We start from the raw sequence: 23932 nt of genomic DNA on the forward strand, positions 1-23932 counted from the left end.
CACTTCGAATCGAATCAATCCGCCTGACGCACAACGGGCGGATAAGCGAATTGCCCGGCAAGGTGCGGCGTCCGCGGCGCGTAAAGACGTAGCGCCAGATAAAAGCGGCCTGCGGGCGCGGGCAGCCAGTTGGCGAGCAGGACCGGATCGGCGGGCTCCACAGCCGAAATCGCAATGCGCAGGCTCGCGTCTGCGTCACGACGCAGCCCACGCGTACGGTCGCCCAGCGAATAACGATCGATCGCGTTCTTCGCTAGCATGCAGGTCTCCTTCTCGTACGCCGTAAGCGACCAGAATGCGTCGACCTGCGGACCGTGCTCAGCAGGAAAATGAACGACATACGTGAAGCGTCCGTCGAGGCACGCCTCACTTGAATCGAAGTCAGCGGTGATGTACATCGCCTCATCGATGCCCAGCGCGCCGATATAGTTGAGCGCGACCTGCGCGCGCTTGCCGTAGTCGGTACCGAACGATTCGCGCACGTCCACGGGCAACGCCCACCCGCCGCCCAATGCAAGCGCAGGCGCACCCGAGAGCGTCTTCGTGACGTGCGCAATGGCGCGCTCCAGTGCCTCGTTCACCTCCGGACCGGGCGGCTTGCCTGCGCAGCCGGCGCCGATGCCTACGCGCGCGAACGCGGCCACGGCTTGCGCTTCGGCGCGGGGCGGCGGATTCCCGGCAAGCACCGCATTGACGACCTCAGCAAACCGGACGGGATCGCCGAGCCTCTCGTTCGGGTGCACGGCAGCGTCGATCCGGCATGGCGCCATAGCGCCGCTCCCGGGCGCAGGCTCGATGACGAACCGGTCCTGTAACTGCACCGCCTCGGCGAGGTCCGCTTCGCCGTCCACGAGTATGCGGCCGATGATCCATACCGTATCCGTCGGGCACGCCACGGCGCGCATGCCGTCGGGCACCGCGCCCTGCCAGCCCGGACCGTGCAACAGGAACGCGCCCGCATCGTTGCCGGTCGTGCGCGTGCCGATGCAGTCGAACGGGTTCGTGTACATGTCGAGCAGACCGAGCACGTAGTAGCGCGTCTGCATCGCGGGCACGCGGATCACGACGGGGCCCGCGCTCAGGTCCAGCCATGCATTCGAGTACAGCGTGTCATTGTTTGGTGTGACAACGCGCCGATGTTGCGGACCGAGCAGTTCGCGCACATGGAGCCACTGGTTGGCCCAGCGTTGCGGCGCTTCGGGTCCGGAGCCGGCGAGGCGCCCGGCGGCGTCGGTACGTGGACAGGTCGCCGAGCGCATGCGCGCCATTTCGTACAGCGGCAGCGCGAACTGCACCGCTTCGACTGCCAGTTCGAACAGCGGGTCAGATTCAGGAGTGGATTTCATGTTTACAAACAGCGTTAGTCAATGACGGCGCGAACCGGGGGAATTGCGTAACGCCCCTCGAGAAAGGACGTTTGCGGGTGATAGAGACGCAAAATCAGATAGAAACCGCCCTCGGGCGCTGGCAACCAGTTCGTCGACAAAGACGGCTGAGTGTGCTGGATCTGGATGCGCAGCCCGCCATCCGCATCGTATTGCAGCCCTCGCGTGCGGTCTCCGATCGCATAACGCCGAATCGCGTTGTCGACGAAAAAACGGTCCTCGCCATAGAGCGAGAGCGACCACATCGCATCGACGGGCGGCAACTGGCCCGGCGGGAAGTAAAGTTCGTAGCGACGGGTTCCGTCGAGTGGCTGGCCTGTCTCGTCGAAATCGGCGGTGGCGTAGACCGCTTCGTCGGCGGCCAGCGCGCCCAGGCCTTTCATGGCGATGCACGCGCGCAGCAGATGATCGCTTCCGTAGCGGCCGAGCCCGAGGCTATAGACCCAGCCACGCCGCGTACGGCTCGTCGTGAACGCGGTGATCAAGCGCTGGGCGTCGACGTACCCCTGGCGCAAGCCGTGCTGGAAGGCCGCGGGCAGCAACATGACGTCGTTCGGCCCCCGTTCGCGCAAGCCCGCGCGCACGAGCATCCTGACGAGCGCCGCTTCATCCTCGCGCACCGGAAAATCGGCCAGCGAGTCGAACACGCGCTGGAAGAAGTCGAGCGCGCGATCTCCGCGCTCGGGCCATTGGCTGACGCACGCGGGCCCTGTGCTCTGCGGACCATGCAGGCTGAACGAGCGCGCAATCCGCCGGGCAGCGGGCAGATCGTCGTCGCCTTGCACTAGCACGCGGCCGAGCAGCCACACGAGTTGCGTAGGACATTCCACCGGAATGCCGGACTCGCCGGTTCGCTGGCCATGCGTGTGCAGGACGAAACGGCCGCCGCACGCGAGCGGATTGCGCACGCTCAGATTGGCGAAGTTGTTCGTGAAGGCGTCGAGCAGTTCGATGACGTAATAGCGGTCCGCCTCGACTTCCGGAATCTCGAGCGCCACAGGACCGTCGCCGAGATCGATCCAGCCGTTGAGATAAAGGAAGTCGTTCGCCGGCGTGACGATGTCGCGATCTTCGTGGGTCCAGCAACGCTCGCTCGCATGAATCGTATTGAAGGACGAACGCAGCGGACTTGTCGACTGCGCCAGCGTGTGCAACGCGCATGTGCGCATGACTTCGACCACCGGATAGCGCGCCAGCGCAAGCGGTCCGGCCGCCATACTGACCAGCGCCGCGACCGGGTCGTCGACGGGTTCGGGCATTGCCTCGGCAAGGCTCATCGTAGGGTTGTACATGTCGGTTTCTGAGTGTGGCGGCGGCCCGGCAAGCCCGCCCGGAACCGCAGCGTCGCAAGGACGCCGTGCGGCGTTACTGGATGGTTTGCCGCGCGCCATGCGGCCCATGGCAAGTCTGGACATCGCGCGTGGCGTGTGCGATGAAGCGGAGACGGTCCGCCTCGGGATGGATCAGCCAGGCGGCAAGCAAACCTGCGATCACGGAGAATCCACCGGCCAGCATCATGCCGACGCGATACCCCGTGACAACGTCCGCAGACCGGTCGATGACGAGGCCGATCACGGCAGGCGTGATCAAACCAGCGAGCGTCGTGATGCCGATGTTGATGCCGAGTACGCCGCCGCGCTGCGCGCCCGGCACGATTTCACCGGCGAGCGTGACGCCGGTGACGAACGTGAACGAAGCAAGCGAGAACGCGACAGTCACGGCCGCGACGAGAAGCGGCCCGGCTGGCACGAACGGCATCAGCGCCAGCGCCGCGCCGGACACAACGACCGCGGCTGCGCCGAGCGTTCCGCGCGCATGGCGGCTGGAAACGCCGCGCTTCAAGAGCCACTGGGACCAGCCGCTCAACGCCGGCGAGGCGATCATCTGACCGAATGCGGGCAGCACGACGATCCAGCCAACCTGCTCCATCGAATAGCCGCCCACGCGCACGAGGTAACTCGGCAGCCAGACCGTCGCGACCGCGAGAATCGCGTAGGCGGCGAATCCGCCGAGATCGCAGCCGACACAGGTGCGCGCGAGGAGCAGCGCACGCAGCGGAACGCGTTTTGGCAGCGCAGGACTCTCGATGCGTGATTCGATGTCGCTGTGGCCGGCGTGCATATCGAGCGGTCCCTCCTTGCCGAGCCAGAGCCATCCCGCGCTCCAGACGAGTCCGACGATGGCGAGCAACTTAAAAGCGGCATGCCAGCCGTAGGCAGCAATCACCGCCGTGATTCCCGGCGCGATGAAGCCTGCTCCGAATGCCGCGCCAATCGTCAGCAGTGCAGATGGAACCATTCTCTCGCGATCGGGAAACCACTTGTAGAGCGCATGCACGGCGACGGGAAACGCCGGCCCTTCGCTCGCGCCCAGCAAGAGGCGCGACACGAGCAGCGTGGCGGGCGTCGCGTACACCAGCAGCGGCGCCTGCGAGAGCGACCAGATCACAGCCATGCCAAACAGCAGCCAGCGCGTTTTGACGCGATTGGCGAGCAACCCGACCAGCAATGCGGAAACCGAAAAAAACGCATAAAAGCTTGCCGCGATGCGCCCGAATCCTGCGTGGGTGAGATGCAGGTCGCGCATGATCGGTCCGGCAGCGAGCCCGATGAGCGACTTGTCGGCGAAGTTGATCGCCAGGAAGAAAAACAGTCCGGCGACGATCATCCATCGCCGGCCCTTACCGCTCGCGTCACACGTCATGGTGTCTCCTGTCGCGGCCTTTGTCGTCGCGCCGGCCGACACCGATCGCCGCCCCGCTGCCGCGTGCCCGACATTGAACGACGTGCCGACCGATTACACCACTGCATTCTTTGCATCGAATCGATGCATGAAGTGCATCGATATCGGGGCCGCATCCGCGCCGCGATTTCGGGCAATCTCCGCGTTGCCAGCGATCGCGATCTTCGTTATCTTGCGGTGTCGCGTCTTGCCGCGGCATCACCCAGAACGTCGACATTTTCCGGAGACCCTTCACGTTGCGCGAAATCAGCGTCCGCCGGCTGAACCATATCGTCGTCCTCGCCGAGGAAGGCAGCTTCGCGCGCGCGGCCGAACGCATCCATCTGAGCCAGCCCGCGCTCAGCCGCAGCGTGCAGGCGATCGAGGAAGAACTCGGGCTGCGCCTGTTCGATCGCGCGACGCGCGGCGTCGTGGTCACGCAGGCGGGCAAGCTGATCATCGAACGCGCGCGCCGCGTGCTGTTCGAAGCCGGCTGTCTCGTGCGCGACGTCGAATTGCTGAAGACACATGAGGCCGGTGAAGTCCGCATCGGGCTGGGACCCTATCCGGCGGCGTTGCTGTTGCCCGATCTGCTGACAGCGTTCGCAACCAGTTATCCGAACGTGCAGATGAAAGCCGAACTCAATCACGCGCACGTCATGATCGACATGTTGCTCAGGGAGCAACTGGATTTCCTAGTGCTCGACCGGCGTGTGCTGCCCGACGACACGTCACTGTGCATACGGCGTCTGCCGCGGCACAACGGCAACTGGTTTGCGCGACCCGGCCATCCGCTGATGCAGCGCGGACCGGTTGCGTCGAGCGCGCTGCGCGACTATCCGATCGTGACCGTGCCTTTGCCGCAGTACATGCGCAACGCAATGCGCCGGCTACTGAAGATCCGTTCACACGAGCCCGTTCCGATCCAGCTCGAGTGCAATGACGTTCGCGTACTGAAGGGCTACGTCGAAACCAGCGATGCTTTGCTATTCGCTACGGCGTCGGTGACGCGGCGCGAGCTCGAAGCGGGGACGCTCGCTGCCGTGCCCCTGGCCGATGCGTTGCGTACCGGCCTCGAATTCGCGCTCGTCTCGCTTGCGGAGCGGACCATGTCTCCGGCCGGAGAAGTCGCGCTGGCGCTCACCGAACGCATGCTCAACGAGGCCAATGCCGTCGGTCCACGACACGATTGAAAGGCTGGGAAGGATAGAAAGAAAATCGTCCGCGAGATACGGATCGAACAGCACGCCGCGGCCCCGGGCAATAATCTCGCGCGCCGCTTCATGCGAATGTGCGTGGGCATACACGCGATCATGGACCATCGCATCGTAGGCGTCACAGATCGCGACAACGCGCGCGCCATACGGTATATCGCCCCCCCTGCGACCTTGCGGATAACCGGAGCCGTCCCACCTTTCGTGGTGGAAGCAACAGATCTCTTCCAGCATGCATTTCGCCGTAGATGACATATCCAGCGTCATTCGCGAAACCATCTCAGCGCCCGCAACGGTATGTGTTTGAACGATGCGGAATTCTTCGTGCGTCAAACGCGCCGGCTTATCCAGGATGCGTTCGGGCACATCGAGCTTTCCGATATCGTGGAACAGCGCTGCCATTGCAAGCAGCGCCGGATCGCACCGATGGCTACCCGGCAATCCTCTATTTTGTCTGGCCAACTCTGTTGCAAAGTAAAACGTATAAAGCGTCGGCTTTAAACGACCCGGCAAAGCCGGGTCGTTTTGCACGCCACGCCAATCAGACAAGCAACGCGAATCAGAAGTTGAAGTTATCGATATTCGAAGCATCGAACGTGGTGGGCGGCCCAAGAATCACCTCACCACTCTTGCCGATCGTGCGCTTACCCAGCTTGCCCGCTTCGAACGACTCGCCTTCCTTGCCCGTGATCGTGCCCGAAGCCAGATTGGCCGCAGCATACGCAGCGAGATAACCGAGTGCACCCGGATCCCAAAGCTGGAACGCCTTCACGGTGCCGTTCTTCACGAACGCGCGCATCTGGTTAGGCGTGCCGAGGCCCGTCACCGCCACCTTGCCCTTGCTCGGCGAAGAAGAGATATAACGCGCCGCCGCCGCGATGCCGACCGATGTGGGCGCAACGATTGCCTTCAGGTTCGGATACGCCTGCAGCAAGCCTTGCGTTTCGACGAAAGACTTCTGATCGTCGTCGTTGCCGTAGGCGATCTTCACGAGCTTCATCTTCGAATACTCGGGCTTCTTCAATTCTTCCTGCATCCACTTGATCCAGGTGTTCTGGTTCGTCGCATTGGGCGTAGCCGAAAGAATCGCGAATTCGCCCTCGCCGCCCATCAGCTTCGAAACGAGCTGGATCTGGCCGCGGCCAATGCTCTCCGCGTTCGCCTGGTTCACGAAGATTTGCCGCCCTTCGGGCGCGGTGTCCGAGTCGAACGTGACGACCTTGATGCCCTGGTCCATCGCACGCTTCAAATACGGCACGAGCGCGTTCGCATCATTGGCCGCGATGACGATGGCGTTCTGGTGCTGCGTGGTGAGCGTATTGATGTACGAAACCTGCGAGGACGCGCCCGCGTCCGATGGCCCAACCACCTTGCCCTCGCCCTTGAACTCCTTGATGGCGTCCATGCCGCCGTTATCGGCGATCACCTCATAGGGATTGTTAATCTGCTTGGGCACGAACGCGATCTTCAGCCCCTCCTTGATGCCTGCGGCGTGCGCCGCGACACCGCCTCCCACTAGCATCGCGCACAGCAAGGCCGTGCACACGTGACGTACTGGCTTTCTCATGAATCGTCTCCTCGATGGGTACCGGACGCATCCGGTCGATTGACTGCCTGCTTTTTTCCCTTCTACTTCCTTGCCTTCTTTCACACCACGTTCATGCGGCCCGCGCAAGCGCACGCCGGTCGCGCAGCGTGCGCCAGCGCGCCGCGAGATTCGGGATCAGCACCGAAGCGAGCAGCAGCGCCCCGGTCACGATCGTGAGCGTCTCGCTCGACACGTCGACGAGCGTGAGCGCATTCTTCAGCACACCTATGATCAGGAGCGAGAGCAGCACGCCATACATCGAGCCGCGCCCACCGAAAATGCTCACGCCGCCAAACAGCACCGCCGCGATTACCGAAAGCTCGAAGCCCTCGCCGTTGTCGCCGCGCGCGCTCGTAAAGCGCAGCGTATAGACAATGCCCGCGAGCGCGCTCATCACGCCCGACAGCACGAAGAGGCGTAGCTTGATCTTCGGCACGTCGATGCCCGAGAACGACGCGGCCGTGCTGTTCGCACCAATCGCGAAGAGACTGCGGCCGAAAGCCGTGGCTTGCAGCAAGATCGTGAACACGATGGCGCACGCCGCCACGATCAGGAACGGCAGCGGAATGAACGTGCTGCCCAGGTTGCTCATGCCGAAGAGCGTATAGCCCGGCGGAAAGTCGGCAATCGCCTGGTCGCCGAGCAGCACGTACGCCAGCCCGCGAAAGAGTGCGAGCGTGCCGATCGTCACCGCGAGCGAAGGCAGATTGAGCTTCACGATCACGAGCCCGTTGAAGAGGCCCGCGAGGCCGCCCGCCACGAGCACGAGCGCCATCGCAACCGGCATCGGCAAGCCCATGTGCCAGAGCACGCCCAGCAAGGCGCTCGATGCGCCTAGCACCGATGCCACCGAAAGATCGATTTCGGCGGCGACGATGATGAGCGTCATCGGCAAGGCCATGAGCGCGACTTCTGTGAGGTCCGCAAGCACGTTGCTGATGTTCGCGCCCGTGAGGAACACAGGCGAAAGCACGCGCCCCACGACCAGCGATGCAATGAGTATGACGACGAGCAGCGCTTCCCAGCCAAGGGGCAAGCCAGGCTTGCGCGTGAGCAGCGCGGCGTCGGGTTTCGGGGCGTTCTTAGCCATGGTCGCGTTTCCTCATCATGCGTTTTGCCACAGAGCGGGCGAGCAGCGTATCGGCGGCGATGGCGGCCACGATCAGCGCGCCTTGAATCGCCTGTTCCCAGAAGGGCGAGACGTGCAGCACCACGAGCGCGATGCTGATCACGCCCAGCACGAGCGCACCGAGCGTCGCGCCGAGTATCGTGCCCACGCCGCCCGTGATCGCCACGCTGCCGACCACGGCCGCCGCGACCACCTGCAGTTCGATGCCCTTCGCGGTGCTCGCATCCACGGTGCCGAAGCGGGCGAGCCACAGCGCGCCCGCGAGGCCCGCAATCGCGCCGCTGATCAAAAATCCCGTCGCTACGCGGCGTTCCACGTTGATACCGGCAAGCCGCGCCGCCTCCGGGTTCGAGCCGATCGCGTAGTACTCTCGCCCCGGCCGGAACTGCTTGAGATACACGGAGAGCGCGGCGAGCAACACGAGCGCGATGAGCGCCAGCACCGGAATGCCGAACACGGAGCCCGTGGCGAGACGCGAAAACGCGTCGGGCAAGCTCGTTGCGTTGATCTGGCCGCCGTGCACCCACGCGTAATCGGCGCCCCGGAAGATGTAGAGCGTGGAGAGCGTCGCGACGAGCGACGGCACGCGCCCCACCGCCACGAGCAGCGCATTGATTGCGCCCGCAACGAGTCCGATGACGAGTCCCGCGACCAGCGCCACGAGCACGGGCATATGCGGGAACGCCACGTAGAGACTGCCCACGCCATAGGCGCTGATGCCAACCGTCGAACCGATCGAGAGATCGATATGGCGCATCAAGATCACGATCGTCATGCCCGCCGTGAGCAAGCTCACGATGGAGACGTTGAGGAGCACGTCGCGCAGATTCTGCAGGTTGAGGAATTGCGGCCGCGCGAGCGCCGTGCCGCCCACGATCAGCAGCAGCACGACGAAGAGCGTGGTCTCGCGGCTGCGCGCCAGCGCTTCGGCCAACGCGCCCGCGTTGCGCCGCTGCGGGCGCGGCTCGCCGCCGTGCAGCGGATGAGGAGAAGTGGAATGGCGCATCATGCGGCGTGCCCCAGGTGAATGTTGGTTTCGCCGAGCGCGGCGCTCATGATGCGCTCTTCGTTGGCGTCGGCACGTGCGATGTCGGCGGTGATGCGGCCTTCATGCATGACGAGCACGCGGTCGGCCATGCCGAGCACTTCAGGCAACTCGCTCGAAATCATCAGCACGGCCATGCCCTCTTTCACGAGTTCCGCGAGCGCGCCGTAGACTTCCGCCTTCGCGCCCACATCGATACCGCGCGTCGGTTCGTCGATGATGAGCACCTTCGGCCCCGTGGCGAGCCACTTGCCGAGCACCACCTTCTGCTGGTTGCCGCCCGAAAGCGTGCCCACGGGTGCATTCAGATCGCTCGCCTTCAAGCGCAGACGCGTGCCCCACTGCCCGGCAAGCTGCACTTCGCGCCCCGTAGAGATGAGGCCAAAGCGCACGAGCCGCCCGAGCACCGTGAGCGACGCGTTACGCGCAATGCTCAGCTCGAGCGCGAGACCTTGCTGACGCCGGTCCTCGGGCACGAGCGCGAGTCCTGCTTTCACGGCGGCGGCGGGCATGCCTGAGGCGAGCGGTTTGCCCGCGATCTGGACCTGCCCCGCATCGCACGGGTCGATGCCGAATATCGCGCGCGCCACTTCGCTGCGCCCCGCACCCACGAGTCCCGCGAGCGCGACGATCTCGCCCGCGCGCACGTCGAACGAAATGTCCTTGAATACGCCGCGCCGCGTGAGGCCGCGCACGCGCAGCATCACTTCGCCCGGCTGCACCTCGGCCTTCGGGTAGAACGTGGCGAGGTCGCGCCCCACCATCTTCGCGACGATGTCCTGGGTCTTGAGCGTGGCCGTGGGCGCGTCGAACACCTTGGCGCCGTCGCGCATGATCGTCACGTGCTGCGTGAGCGCGAACACTTCTTCGAGCCGGTGCGTGATGAAGAGAATCGCCACGCCCCGGTCGCGCAGCGTGCGCGCGATCGTGAAGAGCCGCTCGACTTCGGGCAGCGAAAGCGCGGCCGTGGGCTCGTCCATGATCAGCACGTTTGCGTTCAGCGAAAGCGCCTTGGCGATTTCGATCACCTGCTGGTCCGCAATCGAAAGGCCGCGCACGAGCCGCTCGGCCTTCAGATCGACGCCGAGCGATGCGAGCAGCGCCGCCACTTCGCGATGCATTGTGGCGTAGTCGATGCGGCCCACGCGATCCACGGGCTGACGCCCCATGTAAATGTTCTCCGCAATCGACAGATCGAAGAACAGTGTGGGTTCCTGATAAATCACCGCGATACCGGCGTCGCGTGCCTGGGCGGGCGTCGCGAACTCGCACGCCACACCGTCGATATGCATTTCACCGCCATCGGGCCGGTGTACGCCCGCGAGGATCTTCACGAGCGTGGACTTGCCCGCACCGTTTTCGCCGAGCAGCGCGTGCACCTCGCCGGGCATTAGCCTCAAGCTGCCGTCGATGAGCGCGCGCACGCGCCCGAACGATTTGCTCGCGTTACGCAGTTCGAGCCGCGGAGTATCGCCGGCCCTGAATTTTGCTTCTGCTTCCACGCCTGTCTCCATGTCGTTGCGCGCACACTCAAATGCGGTAGATACGTTCAGCGTTGCCGCGAAATAGCGCCGCCTGCTCGCTCTCGCTTGCGCCGCTCACGATCTGCGCGTACGCATGCCAAAGCTTCGAATAGCCGCCGAACAGGCGGTCCACCGGAAAGTTCGAGGCGAACATCGCACGGTCCGCTCCGAATGCGTCGATCGTTTCCAGAACATAAGGGCGCAGACTTTCGACGCTCCACTCATGGTCGAACATCGCCAGTCCGCTAACTTTCACGGTCACGTTCTGGCATGCCGCGAGCAAGCGCAGCCCTTCGCGCCATGCGCGGTAGCCCGCCACGCTGTTGCGGTCGACGAACATACCCGCATGGTTGATCACGATCTGAATGCCGGGATGCGCTCGGGCGAGTGCGGCGGCCTCTTCCATCTGCGAGGGATAAAGCTGGAGGTCGAATGAAAGACCGTGCTTTTCCAGCAGCGCGAAATTTTCACGCCACGTGGCCTCCCGCATGTAGTGCCGCCCCACATAGTCGTAGAGCTTGTTCTCGTGGACGTTAAGAATCTGGCGAATGCCGCGCGTGCGCGCAAACGCGGCGTGCGCTTCGAGTACCGCTGCGGCGTTGGGTGCGCTCAGATCGCAGGCCGCGACGATGGCATCCGGCAAAGCGCGCGCCTCGCCCGCGTTCGCTGCGTTGTCCGCGATCGACTCCAGCCAGCGCGTTTCCTCGACCGGATCGTCCGGATCGTGATTCGCTTCGACGTGCACGACCTTGAGCACGTCGATGTCGCCGGCCTCGCGCAGCAAGTCGGCGGGCAGATAGTTATGCTTGAGTTCGCGCGCATCGCATACGAATGACGTACCCGGATTCGCGAGCCACGGGTAATGATGCGTATCGAGGTTCCAGAAGTGGACGTGCGGATCGACGACCTGCATGGCATGTTCCTCGCGTGTGCTCAAGGCAGATGAAAGACCTGCACGAGTGGCTGTTGCAGCGGCACGTTGTGTGCATCCGTCTGCATGATGTCGGCCATGTAATCCCACCATTTACGCATGACGGGCAACTCGGGCAGCGCGTCCATGGTGTGATCGTCGCGGCGTTCGAGCACGGCAAAAAGATGATGTGTCGCTTCGTCGAGAAAGATGCGGTAGTTCTTCACGCCCGCATCGCGTAGCGCGCTCGCAAGCTCGGGCCAGATTTCGCGGTGACGCCGCTCGTATTCGTCCCGTTTGCCGGGATCGAGCTGCATGCGAAACGCAATTGTCTCCATGATCGTGTCTCCGTCCAGCCTTGTTTCAGCGTGCGCTTTTGGGGTTGTGGCCTGCGTTGCCTCGGTATTTGCCCTGGCTTCGCAGCACACAACGGCACGCGTTTTTACGTAGTTAGCTGCGTTGTGATCCGACTATAATTCCCGCATCGATAGCCAACCAATCCGATGTTGGGATCGGGCGATGCACAAACCGGATCGCTCCATGAATCATCAAACTGCCGTCATCTCACTCGTCAACCGGCTCAGATTCAAACACCTCGCCTTGCTCGTCGCGCTCGACGACGCACGCAACGTTCATCAAGCCGCCGATGCCATCAACGTGGCCCAGCCCAGCGCGAGCCGCATGCTGAGCGATATCGAGGAAGCGTTCGGCTTCCGCCTCTTCGAGCGCAACGCGCGCGGCATGCAGCCCACCGCGCTCGGCGTCGTCACGCTCGCCTACGCGCGCCGCGCGCTCGCCGAACTCACGCGCTTTGCCGAAGACCTCGACGTGAAGCGCCGCGGCGGCCACGGCCAGCTCACCGTGGGCGCGATCATGGGCGCCGCGCCCGACCTGCTCGCGCAAGCCGTCGCCACGCTCAAGACCGAACGGCCGCTGCTGCACGTGCGCATCCTCGGCGAAACGAGCGACCAGGTCGTGCAGTTGCTGCATCGCCGCGAAGTCGATCTCGCGCTCGGGCGCCTCACCACGCCGCTGCAGCACAACGACTTCAGCTTCGAGCCGATCGCACGCGAAACGCTCGTGCTCGTAGTGCGCGCGCGCCATCCGCTTGCGCGGCGAGAGCACGTCACGCTCGCGGAGCTGATGGACTGGCCGTGGGTGGCGCAGCCCATTACGAGCCCCGCGCGCGAACTCTTCGAAGGCGAACTCGCGCGCGCCGGTCTCGGCACGCCCGCCAATCTCACGGAGTCGGCCTCGATCTTCGCCACGCTGCAACTGCTCGAAAGCTTCGACGCCGTGGCCATGCTTCCCGAGCCGGTCGTGCGCGACCATGTGCGCGGCAAGCTGCTCGTCGTGCTGCCGCTCGAAATTGGCAAGAGCCTGCCCGGCTACGGCGTGCTCACGCGCAAGAACGAGCCGCTTGCCGAGCCCGCCGAGCATTTCGTCGGCCTGCTGCGGCGTTTTTCGCAGCCCTTCAAGATGGACGATATCGCTCACGGTGGTTCGCACGCAGCCGCGCTCGCTCCTCATTGATACGTTGACTTAAGGCTCACTGCAGATTCACGAAGAGCCCGCCATCCACTAGCAGCGCCGCGCCTGTCACATAGCGTGCGCGGTCCGAGGCGAGAAACACCACGCATTCGGCCACGTCCTCGGGCGCGCCCAGCCGGCCTAGCGGAATGCGCGTTTCGAAGTACTCGCGCTTGCTTGTGTCGCTCAGGTCTTCGGCGTTCAGGTCGGTGGCGATGGTGCCCGGCAACACCGAATTGCAGCGTATGCCATAGGGCCCCAGCGCAATCGCGCATGACTGCATGAGCGAATGCACGCCGGCCTTCGTGGGCGTGTAATGCGTCTGCATGCCGCCGCCCACGAGCGCGCTGATCGAACTCGTCGCCACGATCGCGCCGCCCGTGCCCTGCTCCTTCATTTGCCGCGCAACCGCCTGGGTCACGTAGAACGCGCCGTTCAGGTTCACGCCGATCGTGCGTTCGAGCACGGCGGGCGGCATGTCGAGAAACGAATGGAACGGGCAAATGCCCGCATTGCTTGCGAGCACATCGACCTTGCCGAAGCGCTCCACCGTCTGGCGCACGAGATCCACGCCCGTTTGCGGCGCAGCCACGTTGCCTTCCAGCGCGATCGCGCGGCGCCCTAGCCGCTCGATCTCGCCCAACACCTCGTCGATCGCCGAGCGGCGGCCGTACGAGGCGTCGTTGTCGCCCCAGTAGTTGATCGCGACATCGGCGCCCTCGCGGGCGCTTGCAATCGCTATGGCGCGGCCAATGCCGCGCGACCCGCCGGTGACGATCACCACCTTGTCCTTGAGCAGCACGTGTTTCTCCTCGTAGCTTTCGATGAGCGTCGCTTAGTGCGCTTAGTGCGTGTAAGGCCGCGAAAGTTTGCAGTCCGGATTGAGCCGCACGCCGAAGCCCGGCGCGTCCGGCACCTTGAGCCGTCCTTTCACCGGCACGGGCTCGTCGAGCAGCAGCGGTGTGAACATCGGCACCACCTTGTCGGCCTTCGGCGCCATCATGAGGAATTCCGCGAACGGCGAGTTATGGCGCGTCACGACGAAGTGATAGCTGTACACCGATGAGCCATGCGGCACGACCAGCACGTTGTGCGCGTCGGCGAGCGCCGAGATCTTGATGAGTTCGGTCATGCCGCCGCACCAGTTCACGTCGGGCTGGATCAGATCGCAGCACCCCATTTCCAGCAGCATGCGAAAGCCCCAGCGCGTGGCCTCGTGTTCGCCCGTGGACACCATCATGCCGCGCGGCACGTTGCGGCGCAGTTCGGCATAGCCCCAGTAGTCGTCGGGCGGCAGGCATTCCTCGATCCACTTGAGGTCGTACTCTTTCGCGGCCTGGGCGAGGCGCGTGGCATAACGGACGTCGAGGCTCATCCAGCAGTCGTACATGAGCCAGAAGTCGTCGCCCACGCGTTCGCGCATCGTGGCGAGCAGTTCGAGGTTCTTTCTGAGGCCCTCTTCACCTTCGGCCGGCCCATGCAGCAACGGCAGCTTGCCGCCGATGAAGCCCATTTCCTTCGCGAGGTCGGGGCGCGCGCCGGTCGCATAGAACATCAGCTCGTCGCGCACGGGGCCGCCTAGCAGTTGATACACGGGCTCCTTGCGGATCTGCCCGAGCAAATCCCACAGCGCGAGATCGACGCCCGAAATGGTGTTGAGCACAACGCCCTTGCGGCCGTAGTACAGCGTGGCGTAGTACATCTGATCCCACATCTTTTCGATGTCGGTCACGCGCTGCCCTTCGAGAAAGCGCGCGAGATGCTTCTCGACGATGAACGCGCCAATCTCGCCACCCGTGGTCACGGCAAAACCCACGGTGCCGTCGCTCGCCTCCACTTCCACGACGAGCGTGCCGAGCACGTCGATGCCGAACGAGCGGCGGCTCTGGCGATACTCGGGATAGCGCGCCATCGGCGTGGAAATATGGTCGTCGATCCAGTGGCCGTCGGGTTGATCGTGATAGTCGGCGCCGCCGCCGCGCACGGTGAAGGCTCGCACGTGTTTGATGGTTGGCATGGCCATGTGACGTAGCTCCTGTGTAGTGAATTAACGCGCGCGCCGCACGGTCGGCTCGAACGAACGAGCCGCCGGCGTAACGGCGCGCGGCGCGACGATAAGAATGAGCAGCGCGGCGGCAATGCTCGCAAGGCCGAGCAGTTCGAGGCCCGCTGCGTGTGAAGCAAAATTGCGGTCGGCGGCGGCGCGCAGCATCGGTGCGACGAAACCGCCCAGTCCGCCGAGCGAATTGATGAGCGCGATGCCGCTGGCCGAGGCCGCACCTGCAAGGTCGCGCGCCGGGAAGGTCCAGAAGAGTGGCTGCGCCGCAATGAAGCCGCTCGCCGCACAACATAGGCCGATCATCGCGACGATTGCGCCCGCGGTACCGCCCAGGCCTCCGGCCAGGCCCGAGACTGCGATGCCGACACCCGACATCACGAGCAGGCGCGCAGCCCACGCGCGATGACCGCCCAAACGATCTGCACGACGCGGCACGATCCATGTAAGCGCCACAGCGCAAAGCCAGGGCACGGCCGCGAGCAGGCCCACCTTCAACCCAACGGACGCGCCCACGAGCGAGGCCACCTGCTGCGGCAGAAAGAAGATCACGCCGTACACGCTCATCTGGATCAGCGCATAGATGCCGGCATAGGCGAGCACGCGGCGATCGAACAACGCGGCGAGCGCATCGCGCGGGCCGTGCTCGGCTGCTTCACGCGCATCGAGCTGGATTGCACTGGTGAGCGCGCGTCGTTCATCGGCGCTCAGCCAGCGCGCGTCCTCGGGCTTATCGACGAGATACCAGAAGGCCCACACACCCACGGCTGAAGCCAGCGCCCCTTCAACGAGAAAGAGCCACTTCCAGCCCGCCAGGCCGAAGGTGCCGTGCATGTCGATCAGAAGTCCTGACAAAGGCCCACCGAAGATGAACGCGAGCGGCGCGCCGAAATAGAAGACGCCGATGGCACGCGCACGAGAGGACTGCGGAAACCACTGCGTGAGGTAATAGATGATGCCGGGGAAGAAGCCCGCTTCGGCCACGCCCAGCAGAAATCGCAGCACGTAGAACGAGGTGGGCGACTGCACCCACGCCATCGCCGCGGAGATCAGGCCCCACGTGACCATGATGCGGCACATCCAGATCCGCGCGCCCACGCGGTGCAGCGCGAGATTGCTAGGCACTTCGAAGAGCGCGTAGCCGACGAAGAACACGCCCGCGCCGAACGCGAATGCCGCGTCCGATAGGCCCGTATCGTGCTGGAGCGCCTTTTGCGCGAAGCCAATGTTCGCGCGGTCGAGAAACGCGAGCACGTACATCAGGAGCAGGAAGGGCAAGAGGCGGCGCATGGCCTTGCGGCCGGCGGTTTCTGCCAATGTGGGTGCCTCGGTCAAGATCGATGTCTCCGGTGCCGGCGCTCTTCTTTTACCACCGCGCCGTTATCGCGATCCCGCGCGCTTCGGACTGCCAACGCACGCGGGTCATGCTTCCTGCCTCAATACGTCGCGCGTCCGCCCGAAAGATCGAACACCGAGCCGGTGCTGAACGCACAGTCTTCCGTCGTGAGCCACACGATCATCGAGGCTGCCTCGTCCGGCATCAGGAAGCGGTTCATCGGGATCTTCGCGAGCATGTAGTCGATATGCTGCTGTGACATCGAATCAAAAATCTCAGTCTTGGCAGCCGCCGGCGTCACGGCGTTGACGAGCACGCCCTTCGTGGCAAGCTCTTTGCCAAGCGACTTGGTCAGCCCGATGAGCCCGGCCTTCGATGCACTGTAGTGCGAAGCATTCGGATTGCCTTCCTTGCCCGCAACCGAGGCGATATTGACGATGCGCCCGTACCCCTGCTCGATCATGCGCGGCACCACCGCGCGGCAGGTAAGGTAGCTGCCGATAAGATTCACTTCGATCACGCGGCGCCACACGTCCACGGGCAGCTCCCACGTGAGACCGTTGCCGCCCGTAATGCCCGCGCTGTTCACGAGCGCATGAATCGCGCCGTGCGTCTTCACGGTTTGCTGCGCGGCGGCCTCGACCGAGGCTTCATCGGTCAACTCGACCTTTACCACCGAAACGTTGCCGAACTCCGACAATTCGCTGCGTGCGCGTTCGAGGCGCTCGGTGTCGATGTCCCACAGCGCGACGGCCGCGCCCGAACGCAGTGCACGTTGTGCCACGGCATAACCCAGACCGCGCGCGCCGCCCGTTACGACCATCACGCGACCCTTCAGATCCAGTTGATTCATTGCGCCTGCCCTCCTTGTTCCGCCACGAGACGTTGCTGTTGTTCGCCGAGCCCGCTCACGCCGAGCCGCATGGTCTGGCCCGCGCGCAAATAGATGGGCTCGGGCTTCTGCCCCATGCCCACGCCAGGCGGCGTGCCTGTCGAGATCACATCGCCTGGCTGCAAGCTCATGAACTGGCTGATATAGGAAACGAGCGTGGCCACGTCGAAGATCATCGTGCGCGTGTTGCCGTTCTGGTAGCGCTTGCCGTCGACTTCGAGCCACATGTCGAGCGCCTGCGGGTCGGCCACTTCGTCGCGCGTGACGAGCCAGGGGCCGAGCGGTGCGAAGGTGTCGTAGCCCTTGCCCTTGTCCCACTGGCCGCCGCGCTCGATCTGCCATTCGCGCTCGGAAACATCGTTGACCACGCAATAACCGGCCACATAATCGAGCGCGCGCTCGCGCGGCACATTGCGCGCTTCTTCGCCGATCACCACGCCAAGCTCGACCTCCCAATCGACCTTCGTAGCTCCCGGGGGAATCAGCACGTCGTCGTTGGGGCCGGTAATGGAACTCGTTGCCTTGAGGAAGAGCACGGGCTCCTTCGGCACGGGCATGTTCGATTCGGCGGCGTGGTCGGAATAATTGAGGCCCACGCAGACGATCTTGCCGACGCTGCCCACGCAGGGGCCAAGGCGAGTATTGGCGGGAACGAGCGGCAAGGTGGCGAGATCGAGTGCCGCGATTTCGCGCAGCGCGGCGGCGCCGAGGCCAATGCCTGCCACATCCGGGGCGACGCCGGAGAGATCGCGCACGCGCCCCTCGTTGTCGATTGCGCCCGGCTTCTCAGCACCCTTACTGCCCCAACGGACCAGCTTCATGCGGCGTCTCCTGATATTGGAATGGATCGTTGACAGCCAATATAGGTGCGCCGCGATAGCCGAACAATCCGAAAGCCGCATGGGGCGATAGCGAAACCGGATCGCGCCCTTTGTAGCGTTATGCGTCGTGGGTATTCAGATAAACAAAAACCCGCGAACGCCTTGGCGTTCGCGGGTTTTGTGCAGTGCAACGCGCCTTCGCTGAAAGCGCGCTATCGGTCAGTGCATCGCGTGCAGGTAATGATAGAGACCGGCCGCGGCCGCGCCGCCAGCAAGCGGCCCGAACACCGGAATCCAGGCATAGCGCCAGTCGCTGTCACGCTTGCCCGGAATGGGCAGCAGCGCATGCATGATGCGCGGCGAGAGATCGCGCGCCGGGCTCATCGCGTAGCCGGTCGGGCCGCCAAGCGAAATGCCGATGCCGAGCACGAGCAGGCCCACGGGCAGCGCGTCGAGCGCGCCGAGGCCCACCTGCGGCGAAGCCAGATAAAGCACGCCGAGGATCAGCACGAAGGTGCAGATCGCCTCCGTCAACACGTTGTGCCGCTTGCTGCGAATGGCGGGCGCCGTGCAAAACACCGCGAGCTTGATATCCGGATCGGCTTCGTTCGCGAAGTGCTGTCGATAGGCGAGCCACACGAGCAGTGCGCCCGCCATGCCGCCGAGCATCTGCGCCGCGATATATCCGCCGACCTTCGACCACGCGAACTTGCCCGCGAGCGCGAGGCTGATCGTCACGATCGGATTGAGGTGCGCGCCGCTGAACGAGGCAGTCACGTAGACCGCCACGAATACGGCCATCGCCCAACCCATCACGATGACGATGAGGTCGGCGCCCTTGCCCTTCGTTTTCGCAAGCAGCACGTTGGCAACGGCGCCGTTGCCTAGCAGCACGAGAATGGCCGTGCCGATGAATTCCGCAATATAGGGTGACATGATTGTCGTAGTCTCTCTGCCCGCGCGGTGCACGCGCACGAGGCGCATGCAATCCGGATGCGGGTTATGTTAATTAGTTATGCTTGGTTATTGAAAAGCTGACCGCGCCGCTCAGTGCGAGTCGTCCGCCCAGGCCTTGGCCGCGCGCACCGCACGCTGCCAGCCCGCGCGGCAGGCGTCGACCTGCGCGGCCGGCATTGACGGAGCGAAGCGGCGGTCGAGTTTCCACTGGCTCTGCAGTTCGCCCACGTTCTGCCAGTAGCCCGTTGCGAGGCCTGCGAGGTAGGCCGCGCCGAGCGCCGTGGTTTCGGTGATCTTCGGGCGCACCGCATCCACGCCGAGCAAGTCTGCCTGGAACTGCATGAGCAGATTGTTCGCGCTCGCGCCGCCGTCCACGCGCAACTCGCCCACGCTGATGCCCGCATCCGCTTCCATCGCCGCCAGCACGTCGAGCGACTGGTATGCGATCGAATCGAGCGCCGCGCGCGCGAGATGCGCCGAGGTCGTGCCGCGCGTCACGCCGAACAGCGTGCCGCGTGCGTGCGCGTTCCAGTGCGGCGCGCCGAGGCCCGCGAAGGCCGGCACGAGGTACACGCCATCCGTATGCGGCACGCTCGCGGCGAGCGCTTCGATTTCCGGCGCGCTCTTGATGATGCCCATGCCGTCACGCAACCACTGCACCACCGCGCCCGCAATGAAGATGCTGCCTTCGAGCGCGTAGTTCACCTCGTCGCCGATCTGCCAGGCGATCGTCGTCACGAGGTTGTTCTTCGACTCGATGGGCTTCGTGCCCGTGTTCATCATCAGGAAGCAGCCCGTGCCGTACGTGTTCTTCACCATGCCCGTGCTCGTGCACATCTGGCCGAACATCGCGGCCTGCTGGTCGCCCGCGATGCCGGCCAGCGGAATCTTCGAGGCGAACACCGTGGTCTTGGTCGGACCGTAAATTTCGGAGGACGAACGGACTTCGGGCAGCATGCTGCGCGGAATTTCGAGCGCGTCGAGCAGCTCGTCGTCCCATTGGCGCGTGTGGATATTGAAAAGCATGGTGCGCGACGCGTTCGTCACGTCGGTCACGTGCAGCTCATGCTTCGTGAAGTTCCACACGAGCCAGCTGTCCACAGTGCCGAACGCGAGCAAGCCCCGCCGAGCCTTTTCGCGCGCGCCGGGCACGTTGTCGAGAATCCAGCGAATCTTGGTGGCCGAGAAGTACGAATCGATCGGCAAGCCGGTCTTCGCGCGCACTTTCTCTTCGAGGCCGCGCGCCTTGAGCGCGTCGCAGAAGTCGGCCGTGCGGCGGTCCTGCCACACGATGGCGTTATAGATGGGATGGCCCGTCTCGCGGTCCCAGACGATGGTCGTCTCGCGCTGATTCGTAATGCCGATCGCGGCGATGTTGGTGCCGTTCATGCCCGCGCGCGTGACGGCTTCGGCGGCCACGCCGGCCTGCGTCGACCAGATTTCCTGCGGATCGTGCTCGACCCAGCCCGGCTGCGGATAAATCTGTTCGAACTCCTTCTGGGCGATCGAAACGATGTTGCCCTGGCGGTCGAAAAGCATGGCGCGCGAACTCGTGGTGCCCTGGTCGAGCGCAAGAATGTACTGTTCCTGCATGTCTCTCATCTCCGTCTGTACTAGTTGTGATGACGCGCCGCGGGGGACAGCGCGTGGGGGGGTACTTCAAGTTGCTTGATGCCGGCGAACTTCAGTGCTGCGCGGTCGCCGTCGCGCTTGTTGCGGCAAACCAGTGATCGATTGCGGCGGCCACGCCATTGAGCGTGCCCGGTTCGACATGGAGGCCCAGCTTCGAACGGCGCCACAGCACGTCTTCAGCGCGCGTGGCCCATTCGGCGGCGCACAGGTAGCGCAATTCGGCTTCGTAGATGCCAGGTGCGACTTCGGCGCCGAGGCCTGCGAGCGATTGCGCATTGCCCAAAAGACGCTCGGCGCGCGTGCCATACGCACGCGCGTAGCGGCGCGCCAGCGCGGCAGGCAGCCACGCATGGCGCTTCGCGAAGTCCTGTGCAAAGGGCTCGAAACGCGCGTGCGCGATATCGCCGCCGGGCAGCGGCACGCCAGCGGTCCACGAAGGCGCGGCGTGGCCGAGCACGCGGCACAGCATGTCCGAAGCCTCTTCCGCGAGCTTGCGGAAAGTCGTGATCTTGCCGCCGAACACCGAAAGCAGCGGCGCGCCAGCGGTTTCGTCGAGTTCGAGCTTGTAGTCGCGCGTGACGGCGGACGCATTCTCCGCGCCCTCTTCCTCGAGCAGCGGACGCACGCCCGAGTAGGTCCATTGCACGTCGGCGGGCGAGATCTTGCGTTTGAAATAGCGGTTGATCGACTCGCACAGATAACGCGTTTCGTCGCTGTCGATCGACACCTTCGCGGGGTCGTTGTGATACTCCACGTCGGTCGTGCCGATGAGCGTGAAGTCGTGCTCGTACGGAATCGCGAAGATGATGCGCTTGTCCGGGTTCTGGAAGATGTACGCGTGGTCGTGATCGAACAGGCGCTTCGTGACGATATGACTGCCCTTCACGAGCCGCACGCTATGCTGCGCGCCGCGCCCGAGCGCACCGTGCAGCACCTCGCCCACCCACGGGCCAGCCGCGTTGGCGATGGCGCGAGCCCGCACGTCGAAGGTGCTGCCGTCCGGGCGGCGCAGGAGCGCCTGCCATTCGCTATCCGCAGCGTTCGTGGCATTCGTGCGCACGGCGGAAACGAGCTTCGTGCGCGTGAGGATTTGCGCGCCGCGCTCTTGCGCGTCGAGCGCATTGAGCACGACTAGGCGCGCGTCGTCGACCCAGCCGTCCGAATACACGAAGCCACGCTGGATCGAATCGATGAGCGGCTCACCCGCCGCATGGCGGCGCATGTCGATGCCGCGCGAGCCCGGCAGCAATTCGCGCTTCGCCAGATGATCGTAGAGGAACAGGCCCATGCGAATGAGCCATGCGGGACGCAGGTTCGGCATGTGCGGCATGACGAAACGCAGCGGCCACATGATGTGGGGCGCCGCGCGCAGCAACGTTTCGCGCTCCTGCAGCGCCTTGCGCACGAGCCCGAATTCCTTGTACTCGAGATAGCGCAGCCCGCCGTGAATCAGCTTGGTGCTGGACGACGAGGTATGCGAGGCGAGGTCGTCCTGCTCGCAAAGGAGCACCGACAACCCGCGGCCGGCCGCGTCGCGCGCGATGCCCGCGCCGTTGATCCCACCGCCCACGACGAGCAGATCGTACCGGTTCTGTTGAGTCACCCTGCTGTGTCCCTGAAAGAGAAACGAACCTCAAAATGTTCGAATTCGAAATTTATCGAACATGAACGAAAAAGTAAAGGTTCGGTTTACGGGAAAAGGAACGAAAGCAGTGCGTAAACGAACCGGTATCGAACGTTCGTTATGCGCGAATGAAAACGGGGCGAGAGCGCGTATCCGCGAGGGAACGCGCCCGATTTCAGACCGGAAATGGAGAAACCGCGCGGCTTACGCGGCGACGTGAACCTGCGTGCCCGCGGCGAGAACCGCCTCGTTCATGTCCTCGGGCAGCGGCTGGTCGGTGAAGAGCGCGTGAACCTGGCTCAGATGCCCCTGGCGCACGAGCGCCGGGCGGCCGACTTTCGAATGATCGGCCACGAGGTAGACCGTGCGCGCATGCTCGATGATGGCCTGCGCCACGCGCACCTCGCGCGTGTCGAAGTCGCGCAGCGTGCCGTCGGTTTCGATGGCCGAGGTTCCGATGATCGCGTAATCCACCTTGAACTGGCGGATGAAGTCGATGGTGTGTTCGCCGACGATGCCCTTGTCCCACGGCCGTACGACACCACCGGTGATCATCACTTCGCAGTCGGGATAGCCGCTCATCACGCTCGCCACGTTGAGATTGTTCGTGACGACGCGCAGACCCTGATGATGATTGAGCGCGCGTGCGACTTCCTCGGTCGTGGTGCCGAGGTTGATGAAGAGCGATGCCTGATCGGGAATGTGCTGGGCCGCCAGCGCCGCGATACGGCGCTTCTCCTCGTGGAACATGTGCTGCCGCGCGCTGTACGAGACGTTTTCCGCGCTCGTGGGCAGACTCGCGCCGCCGTGATAGCGGCGCAGCAGATTCATGTCGGCGAGCCAGTTCACGTCGCGGCGGATGGTTTGCGGCGTGACGTCGAAATGCGAGGCGAGATCGTCGACCGTGACGAAGCCGTCGCGTTGCACCCATTCGAGCATTTCCTGCTGGCGCGCGTTCAGGGTGAGGCGAGGATCTCGTGTCATTGGCTCTCGGGTCATTCGCGCGTTTGGCAGGCAAGTGAAGACCGACCTATTGTAAGGGCTTGCCCACCCGATTCAGGAGAAAGCCGATGCATGCCGTACGCAAATGGATGGCAGGCGCTGCCGTGATCGCTGTGCTGGTTCCGCTGTTAACCCCGCTTCCCGCCGCCGCGCAAACGAACCCAGGCGATACGCCCCAAGCCGCTCCCGCCCGGCCCGCTGGCGACGGCACCTTCCTCCTGACGATCTTCCTGAAGCACGACGAGTCGAAACCGCTGCCGAAGATCAATCAGCAACTCGCGGAACAGGGCTTCTACAAGGCCTTTCCGCCGCCCGGCATCGAAGTGGTCTCGTGGTACGTGATGATGGGGATCGGCCAGGTCGTGACGCTGCGCGTGCCTGCCGACCGGTTGCGCGAGGTGAATCGCGCGATCGAGCAAACCGCGTGGGGCGGCTATCACACCGAGTTCTATCCCACCTACGACTACAAGGCGCTTGCCGAAGAGGCACGCGCGCGCAACGGCAAGTAATGACGGCGGCGAGCGCGCCCAGGGTTCCCCCTGAGCTTCCGCTAAAATGCTGCCCTTT

21 protein-coding genes are annotated in these 23932 nt (G+C 64.3%); 3 read left to right on the forward strand and 18 right to left on the reverse strand.

Annotation, left to right across the window (positions count from 1 at the left end; all coding sequences use genetic code 11):
- Positions 1-14 precede the first annotated feature (14 nt).
- The 3 genes from VSR72_RS04695 to VSR72_RS04705 all read right to left on the reverse strand — a co-directional run bounded on the left by VSR72_RS04695 (position 15) and on the right by VSR72_RS04705 (position 4088).
- Complete coding sequence (locus VSR72_RS04695; RefSeq protein WP_342951253.1) at positions 15-1346, reverse strand: DUF1254 domain-containing protein; 1332 nt, start codon at positions 1344-1346, stop codon at positions 15-17.
- A gap of 14 nt (positions 1347-1360) precedes the next feature.
- Positions 1361-2677 (reverse strand): DUF1214 domain-containing protein, encoded by a 1317-nt coding sequence (locus tag VSR72_RS04700; RefSeq protein ID WP_342951254.1) that lies wholly within the window; start codon positions 2675-2677, stop codon positions 1361-1363.
- Between the two features lie 73 nt (positions 2678-2750).
- A complete protein-coding gene (locus tag VSR72_RS04705) occupies positions 2751-4088 on the reverse strand; it encodes an MFS transporter (RefSeq protein WP_342951255.1) in 1338 nt (445 codons plus the stop codon).
- A 275-nt stretch (positions 4089-4363) separates the two neighbouring features.
- Between VSR72_RS04705 and VSR72_RS04710 the strand changes: the two genes are divergently transcribed.
- On the forward strand, positions 4364-5299 hold the full coding sequence (locus VSR72_RS04710) for a LysR family transcriptional regulator (RefSeq protein ID WP_342951256.1): 936 nt from the start codon (positions 4364-4366) through the stop codon (positions 5297-5299).
- 580 nt (positions 5300-5879) lie between these two features.
- On the opposite strand, the gene rhaS is transcribed toward VSR72_RS04710, so the two are convergent.
- From rhaS to rhaM, 6 genes are all read right to left on the reverse strand, one after another.
- Entirely contained in the window at positions 5880-6887 is a 1008-nt protein-coding gene (gene rhaS / locus VSR72_RS04715; protein WP_342951257.1) for a rhamnose ABC transporter substrate-binding protein, read from the reverse strand.
- Positions 6888-6978: 91 nt separating this feature from the next.
- Positions 6979-7998 carry an ABC transporter permease gene (locus tag VSR72_RS04720; RefSeq protein WP_342951258.1) on the reverse strand — a complete coding sequence of 340 codons (1020 nt, stop codon included), beginning with the start codon at positions 7996-7998 and terminating at the stop codon, positions 6979-6981.
- A complete protein-coding gene (locus VSR72_RS04725) occupies positions 7991-9046 on the reverse strand; it encodes an ABC transporter permease (protein WP_342951259.1) in 1056 nt (351 codons plus the stop codon). The genes VSR72_RS04720 and VSR72_RS04725 overlap by 8 nt, the downstream gene beginning before the upstream one ends.
- Entirely contained in the window at positions 9043-10584 is a 1542-nt protein-coding gene (locus VSR72_RS04730; RefSeq protein WP_342951260.1) for a sugar ABC transporter ATP-binding protein, read from the reverse strand. The genes VSR72_RS04725 and VSR72_RS04730 overlap by 4 nt, the downstream gene beginning before the upstream one ends.
- A 28-nt stretch (positions 10585-10612) precedes the next feature.
- Positions 10613-11518, reverse strand: coding sequence for an amidohydrolase family protein (locus tag VSR72_RS04735; RefSeq protein ID WP_342951261.1), 906 nt, complete (start codon positions 11516-11518; stop codon positions 10613-10615).
- 20 nt (positions 11519-11538) lie between these two features.
- Positions 11539-11853 (reverse strand): L-rhamnose mutarotase, encoded by a 315-nt coding sequence (rhaM, locus tag VSR72_RS04740; protein WP_321909459.1) that lies wholly within the window; start codon positions 11851-11853, stop codon positions 11539-11541.
- Positions 11854-12055: 202 nt separating this feature from the next.
- Here rhaM and VSR72_RS04745 point away from each other — a divergent pair, with 202 nt between their 5' ends.
- Positions 12056-13048 carry a LysR family transcriptional regulator gene (locus VSR72_RS04745; protein WP_342951262.1) on the forward strand — a complete coding sequence of 331 codons (993 nt, stop codon included), beginning with the start codon at positions 12056-12058 and terminating at the stop codon, positions 13046-13048.
- A gap of 16 nt (positions 13049-13064) precedes the next feature.
- Here the strand turns inward: VSR72_RS04745 and VSR72_RS04750 are convergent, their stop codons facing one another.
- From VSR72_RS04750 to VSR72_RS04790, 9 genes are all read right to left on the reverse strand, one after another.
- Positions 13065-13847 carry an SDR family NAD(P)-dependent oxidoreductase gene (locus VSR72_RS04750; RefSeq protein ID WP_342951263.1) on the reverse strand — a complete coding sequence of 261 codons (783 nt, stop codon included), beginning with the start codon at positions 13845-13847 and terminating at the stop codon, positions 13065-13067.
- Between the two features lie 42 nt (positions 13848-13889).
- Positions 13890-15068, reverse strand: coding sequence for an L-rhamnonate dehydratase (gene rhmD / locus VSR72_RS04755; protein ID WP_201696319.1), 1179 nt, complete (start codon positions 15066-15068; stop codon positions 13890-13892).
- Positions 15069-15092: 24 nt separating this feature from the next.
- On the reverse strand, positions 15093-16391 hold the full coding sequence (locus tag VSR72_RS04760) for an MFS transporter (RefSeq protein WP_342951570.1): 1299 nt from the start codon (positions 16389-16391) through the stop codon (positions 15093-15095).
- 146 nt (positions 16392-16537) lie between these two features.
- Positions 16538-17290: an SDR family NAD(P)-dependent oxidoreductase gene (locus tag VSR72_RS04765; protein ID WP_342951264.1), complete on the reverse strand. Its 753-nt coding sequence runs from the start codon at positions 17288-17290 to the stop codon at positions 16538-16540.
- A complete protein-coding gene (locus VSR72_RS04770; RefSeq protein ID WP_342951265.1) occupies positions 17287-18150 on the reverse strand; it encodes a fumarylacetoacetate hydrolase family protein in 864 nt (287 codons plus the stop codon). Before VSR72_RS04770 ends, VSR72_RS04765 begins: the two co-directional genes overlap by 4 nt.
- A gap of 219 nt (positions 18151-18369) precedes the next feature.
- Entirely contained in the window at positions 18370-19086 is a 717-nt protein-coding gene (locus VSR72_RS04775; protein WP_028203061.1) for an MIP/aquaporin family protein, read from the reverse strand.
- A gap of 111 nt (positions 19087-19197) precedes the next feature.
- Positions 19198-20700: a glycerol kinase GlpK gene (gene glpK / locus VSR72_RS04780; RefSeq protein WP_342951266.1), complete on the reverse strand. Its 1503-nt coding sequence runs from the start codon at positions 20698-20700 to the stop codon at positions 19198-19200.
- A gap of 91 nt (positions 20701-20791) precedes the next feature.
- Positions 20792-22342: a glycerol-3-phosphate dehydrogenase gene (gene glpD, locus VSR72_RS04785; RefSeq protein ID WP_342951267.1), complete on the reverse strand. Its 1551-nt coding sequence runs from the start codon at positions 22340-22342 to the stop codon at positions 20792-20794.
- Between the two features lie 225 nt (positions 22343-22567).
- Complete coding sequence (locus VSR72_RS04790; RefSeq protein ID WP_342951268.1) at positions 22568-23347, reverse strand: DeoR/GlpR family DNA-binding transcription regulator; 780 nt, start codon at positions 23345-23347, stop codon at positions 22568-22570.
- A gap of 86 nt (positions 23348-23433) precedes the next feature.
- Between VSR72_RS04790 and VSR72_RS04795 the strand changes: the two genes are divergently transcribed.
- Complete coding sequence (locus tag VSR72_RS04795; RefSeq protein WP_342951269.1) at positions 23434-23874, forward strand: hypothetical protein; 441 nt, start codon at positions 23434-23436, stop codon at positions 23872-23874.
- Positions 23875-23932: the final 58 nt, after the last annotated feature.

The sequence above is a fragment of the Paraburkholderia sp. JHI869 genome (assembly GCF_038900775.1).
In the GTDB taxonomy this organism is placed as follows: Bacteria; Pseudomonadota; Gammaproteobacteria; order Burkholderiales; family Burkholderiaceae; genus Paraburkholderia.

Excerpts from the sequence above, each read along its gene's own strand:
- rhaM (WP_321909459.1), bottom strand. The coding sequence starts at position 11,853 with ATGGAGACAATTGCGTTTCGCATGCAGCTCGATCCCGGCAAACGGGAC.
- VSR72_RS04795 (WP_342951269.1), top strand. The coding sequence starts at position 23,434 with ATGCATGCCGTACGCAAATGGATGGCAGGCGCTGCCGTGATCGCTGTG.
- VSR72_RS04765 (WP_342951264.1), bottom strand. The coding sequence starts at position 17,290 with ATGAATCAACTGGATCTGAAGGGTCGCGTGATGGTCGTAACGGGCGGC.
- VSR72_RS04735 (WP_342951261.1), bottom strand. The coding sequence starts at position 11,518 with ATGCAGGTCGTCGATCCGCACGTCCACTTCTGGAACCTCGATACGCAT.
- VSR72_RS04705 (WP_342951255.1), bottom strand. The coding sequence starts at position 4,088 with ATGACGTGTGACGCGAGCGGTAAGGGCCGGCGATGGATGATCGTCGCC.
- rhaS (WP_342951257.1), bottom strand. The coding sequence starts at position 6,887 with ATGAGAAAGCCAGTACGTCACGTGTGCACGGCCTTGCTGTGCGCGATG.
- VSR72_RS04725 (WP_342951259.1), bottom strand. The coding sequence starts at position 9,046 with ATGATGCGCCATTCCACTTCTCCTCATCCGCTGCACGGCGGCGAGCCG.
- VSR72_RS04770 (WP_342951265.1), bottom strand. The coding sequence starts at position 18,150 with ATGAAGCTGGTCCGTTGGGGCAGTAAGGGTGCTGAGAAGCCGGGCGCA.
- VSR72_RS04720 (WP_342951258.1), bottom strand. The coding sequence starts at position 7,998 with ATGGCTAAGAACGCCCCGAAACCCGACGCCGCGCTGCTCACGCGCAAG.
- VSR72_RS04695 (WP_342951253.1), bottom strand. The coding sequence starts at position 1,346 with ATGAAATCCACTCCTGAATCTGACCCGCTGTTCGAACTGGCAGTCGAA.
- glpK (WP_342951266.1), bottom strand. The coding sequence starts at position 20,700 with ATGCAGGAACAGTACATTCTTGCGCTCGACCAGGGCACCACGAGTTCG.
- VSR72_RS04745 (WP_342951262.1), top strand. The coding sequence starts at position 12,056 with ATGAATCATCAAACTGCCGTCATCTCACTCGTCAACCGGCTCAGATTC.
- rhmD (WP_201696319.1), bottom strand. The coding sequence starts at position 15,068 with ATGGCCATGCCAACCATCAAACACGTGCGAGCCTTCACCGTGCGCGGC.
- VSR72_RS04790 (WP_342951268.1), bottom strand. The coding sequence starts at position 23,347 with ATGACACGAGATCCTCGCCTCACCCTGAACGCGCGCCAGCAGGAAATG.
- VSR72_RS04760 (WP_342951570.1), bottom strand. The coding sequence starts at position 16,391 with ATGCGCCGCCTCTTGCCCTTCCTGCTCCTGATGTACGTGCTCGCGTTT.
- VSR72_RS04700 (WP_342951254.1), bottom strand. The coding sequence starts at position 2,677 with ATGTACAACCCTACGATGAGCCTTGCCGAGGCAATGCCCGAACCCGTC.
- VSR72_RS04775 (WP_028203061.1), bottom strand. The coding sequence starts at position 19,086 with ATGTCACCCTATATTGCGGAATTCATCGGCACGGCCATTCTCGTGCTG.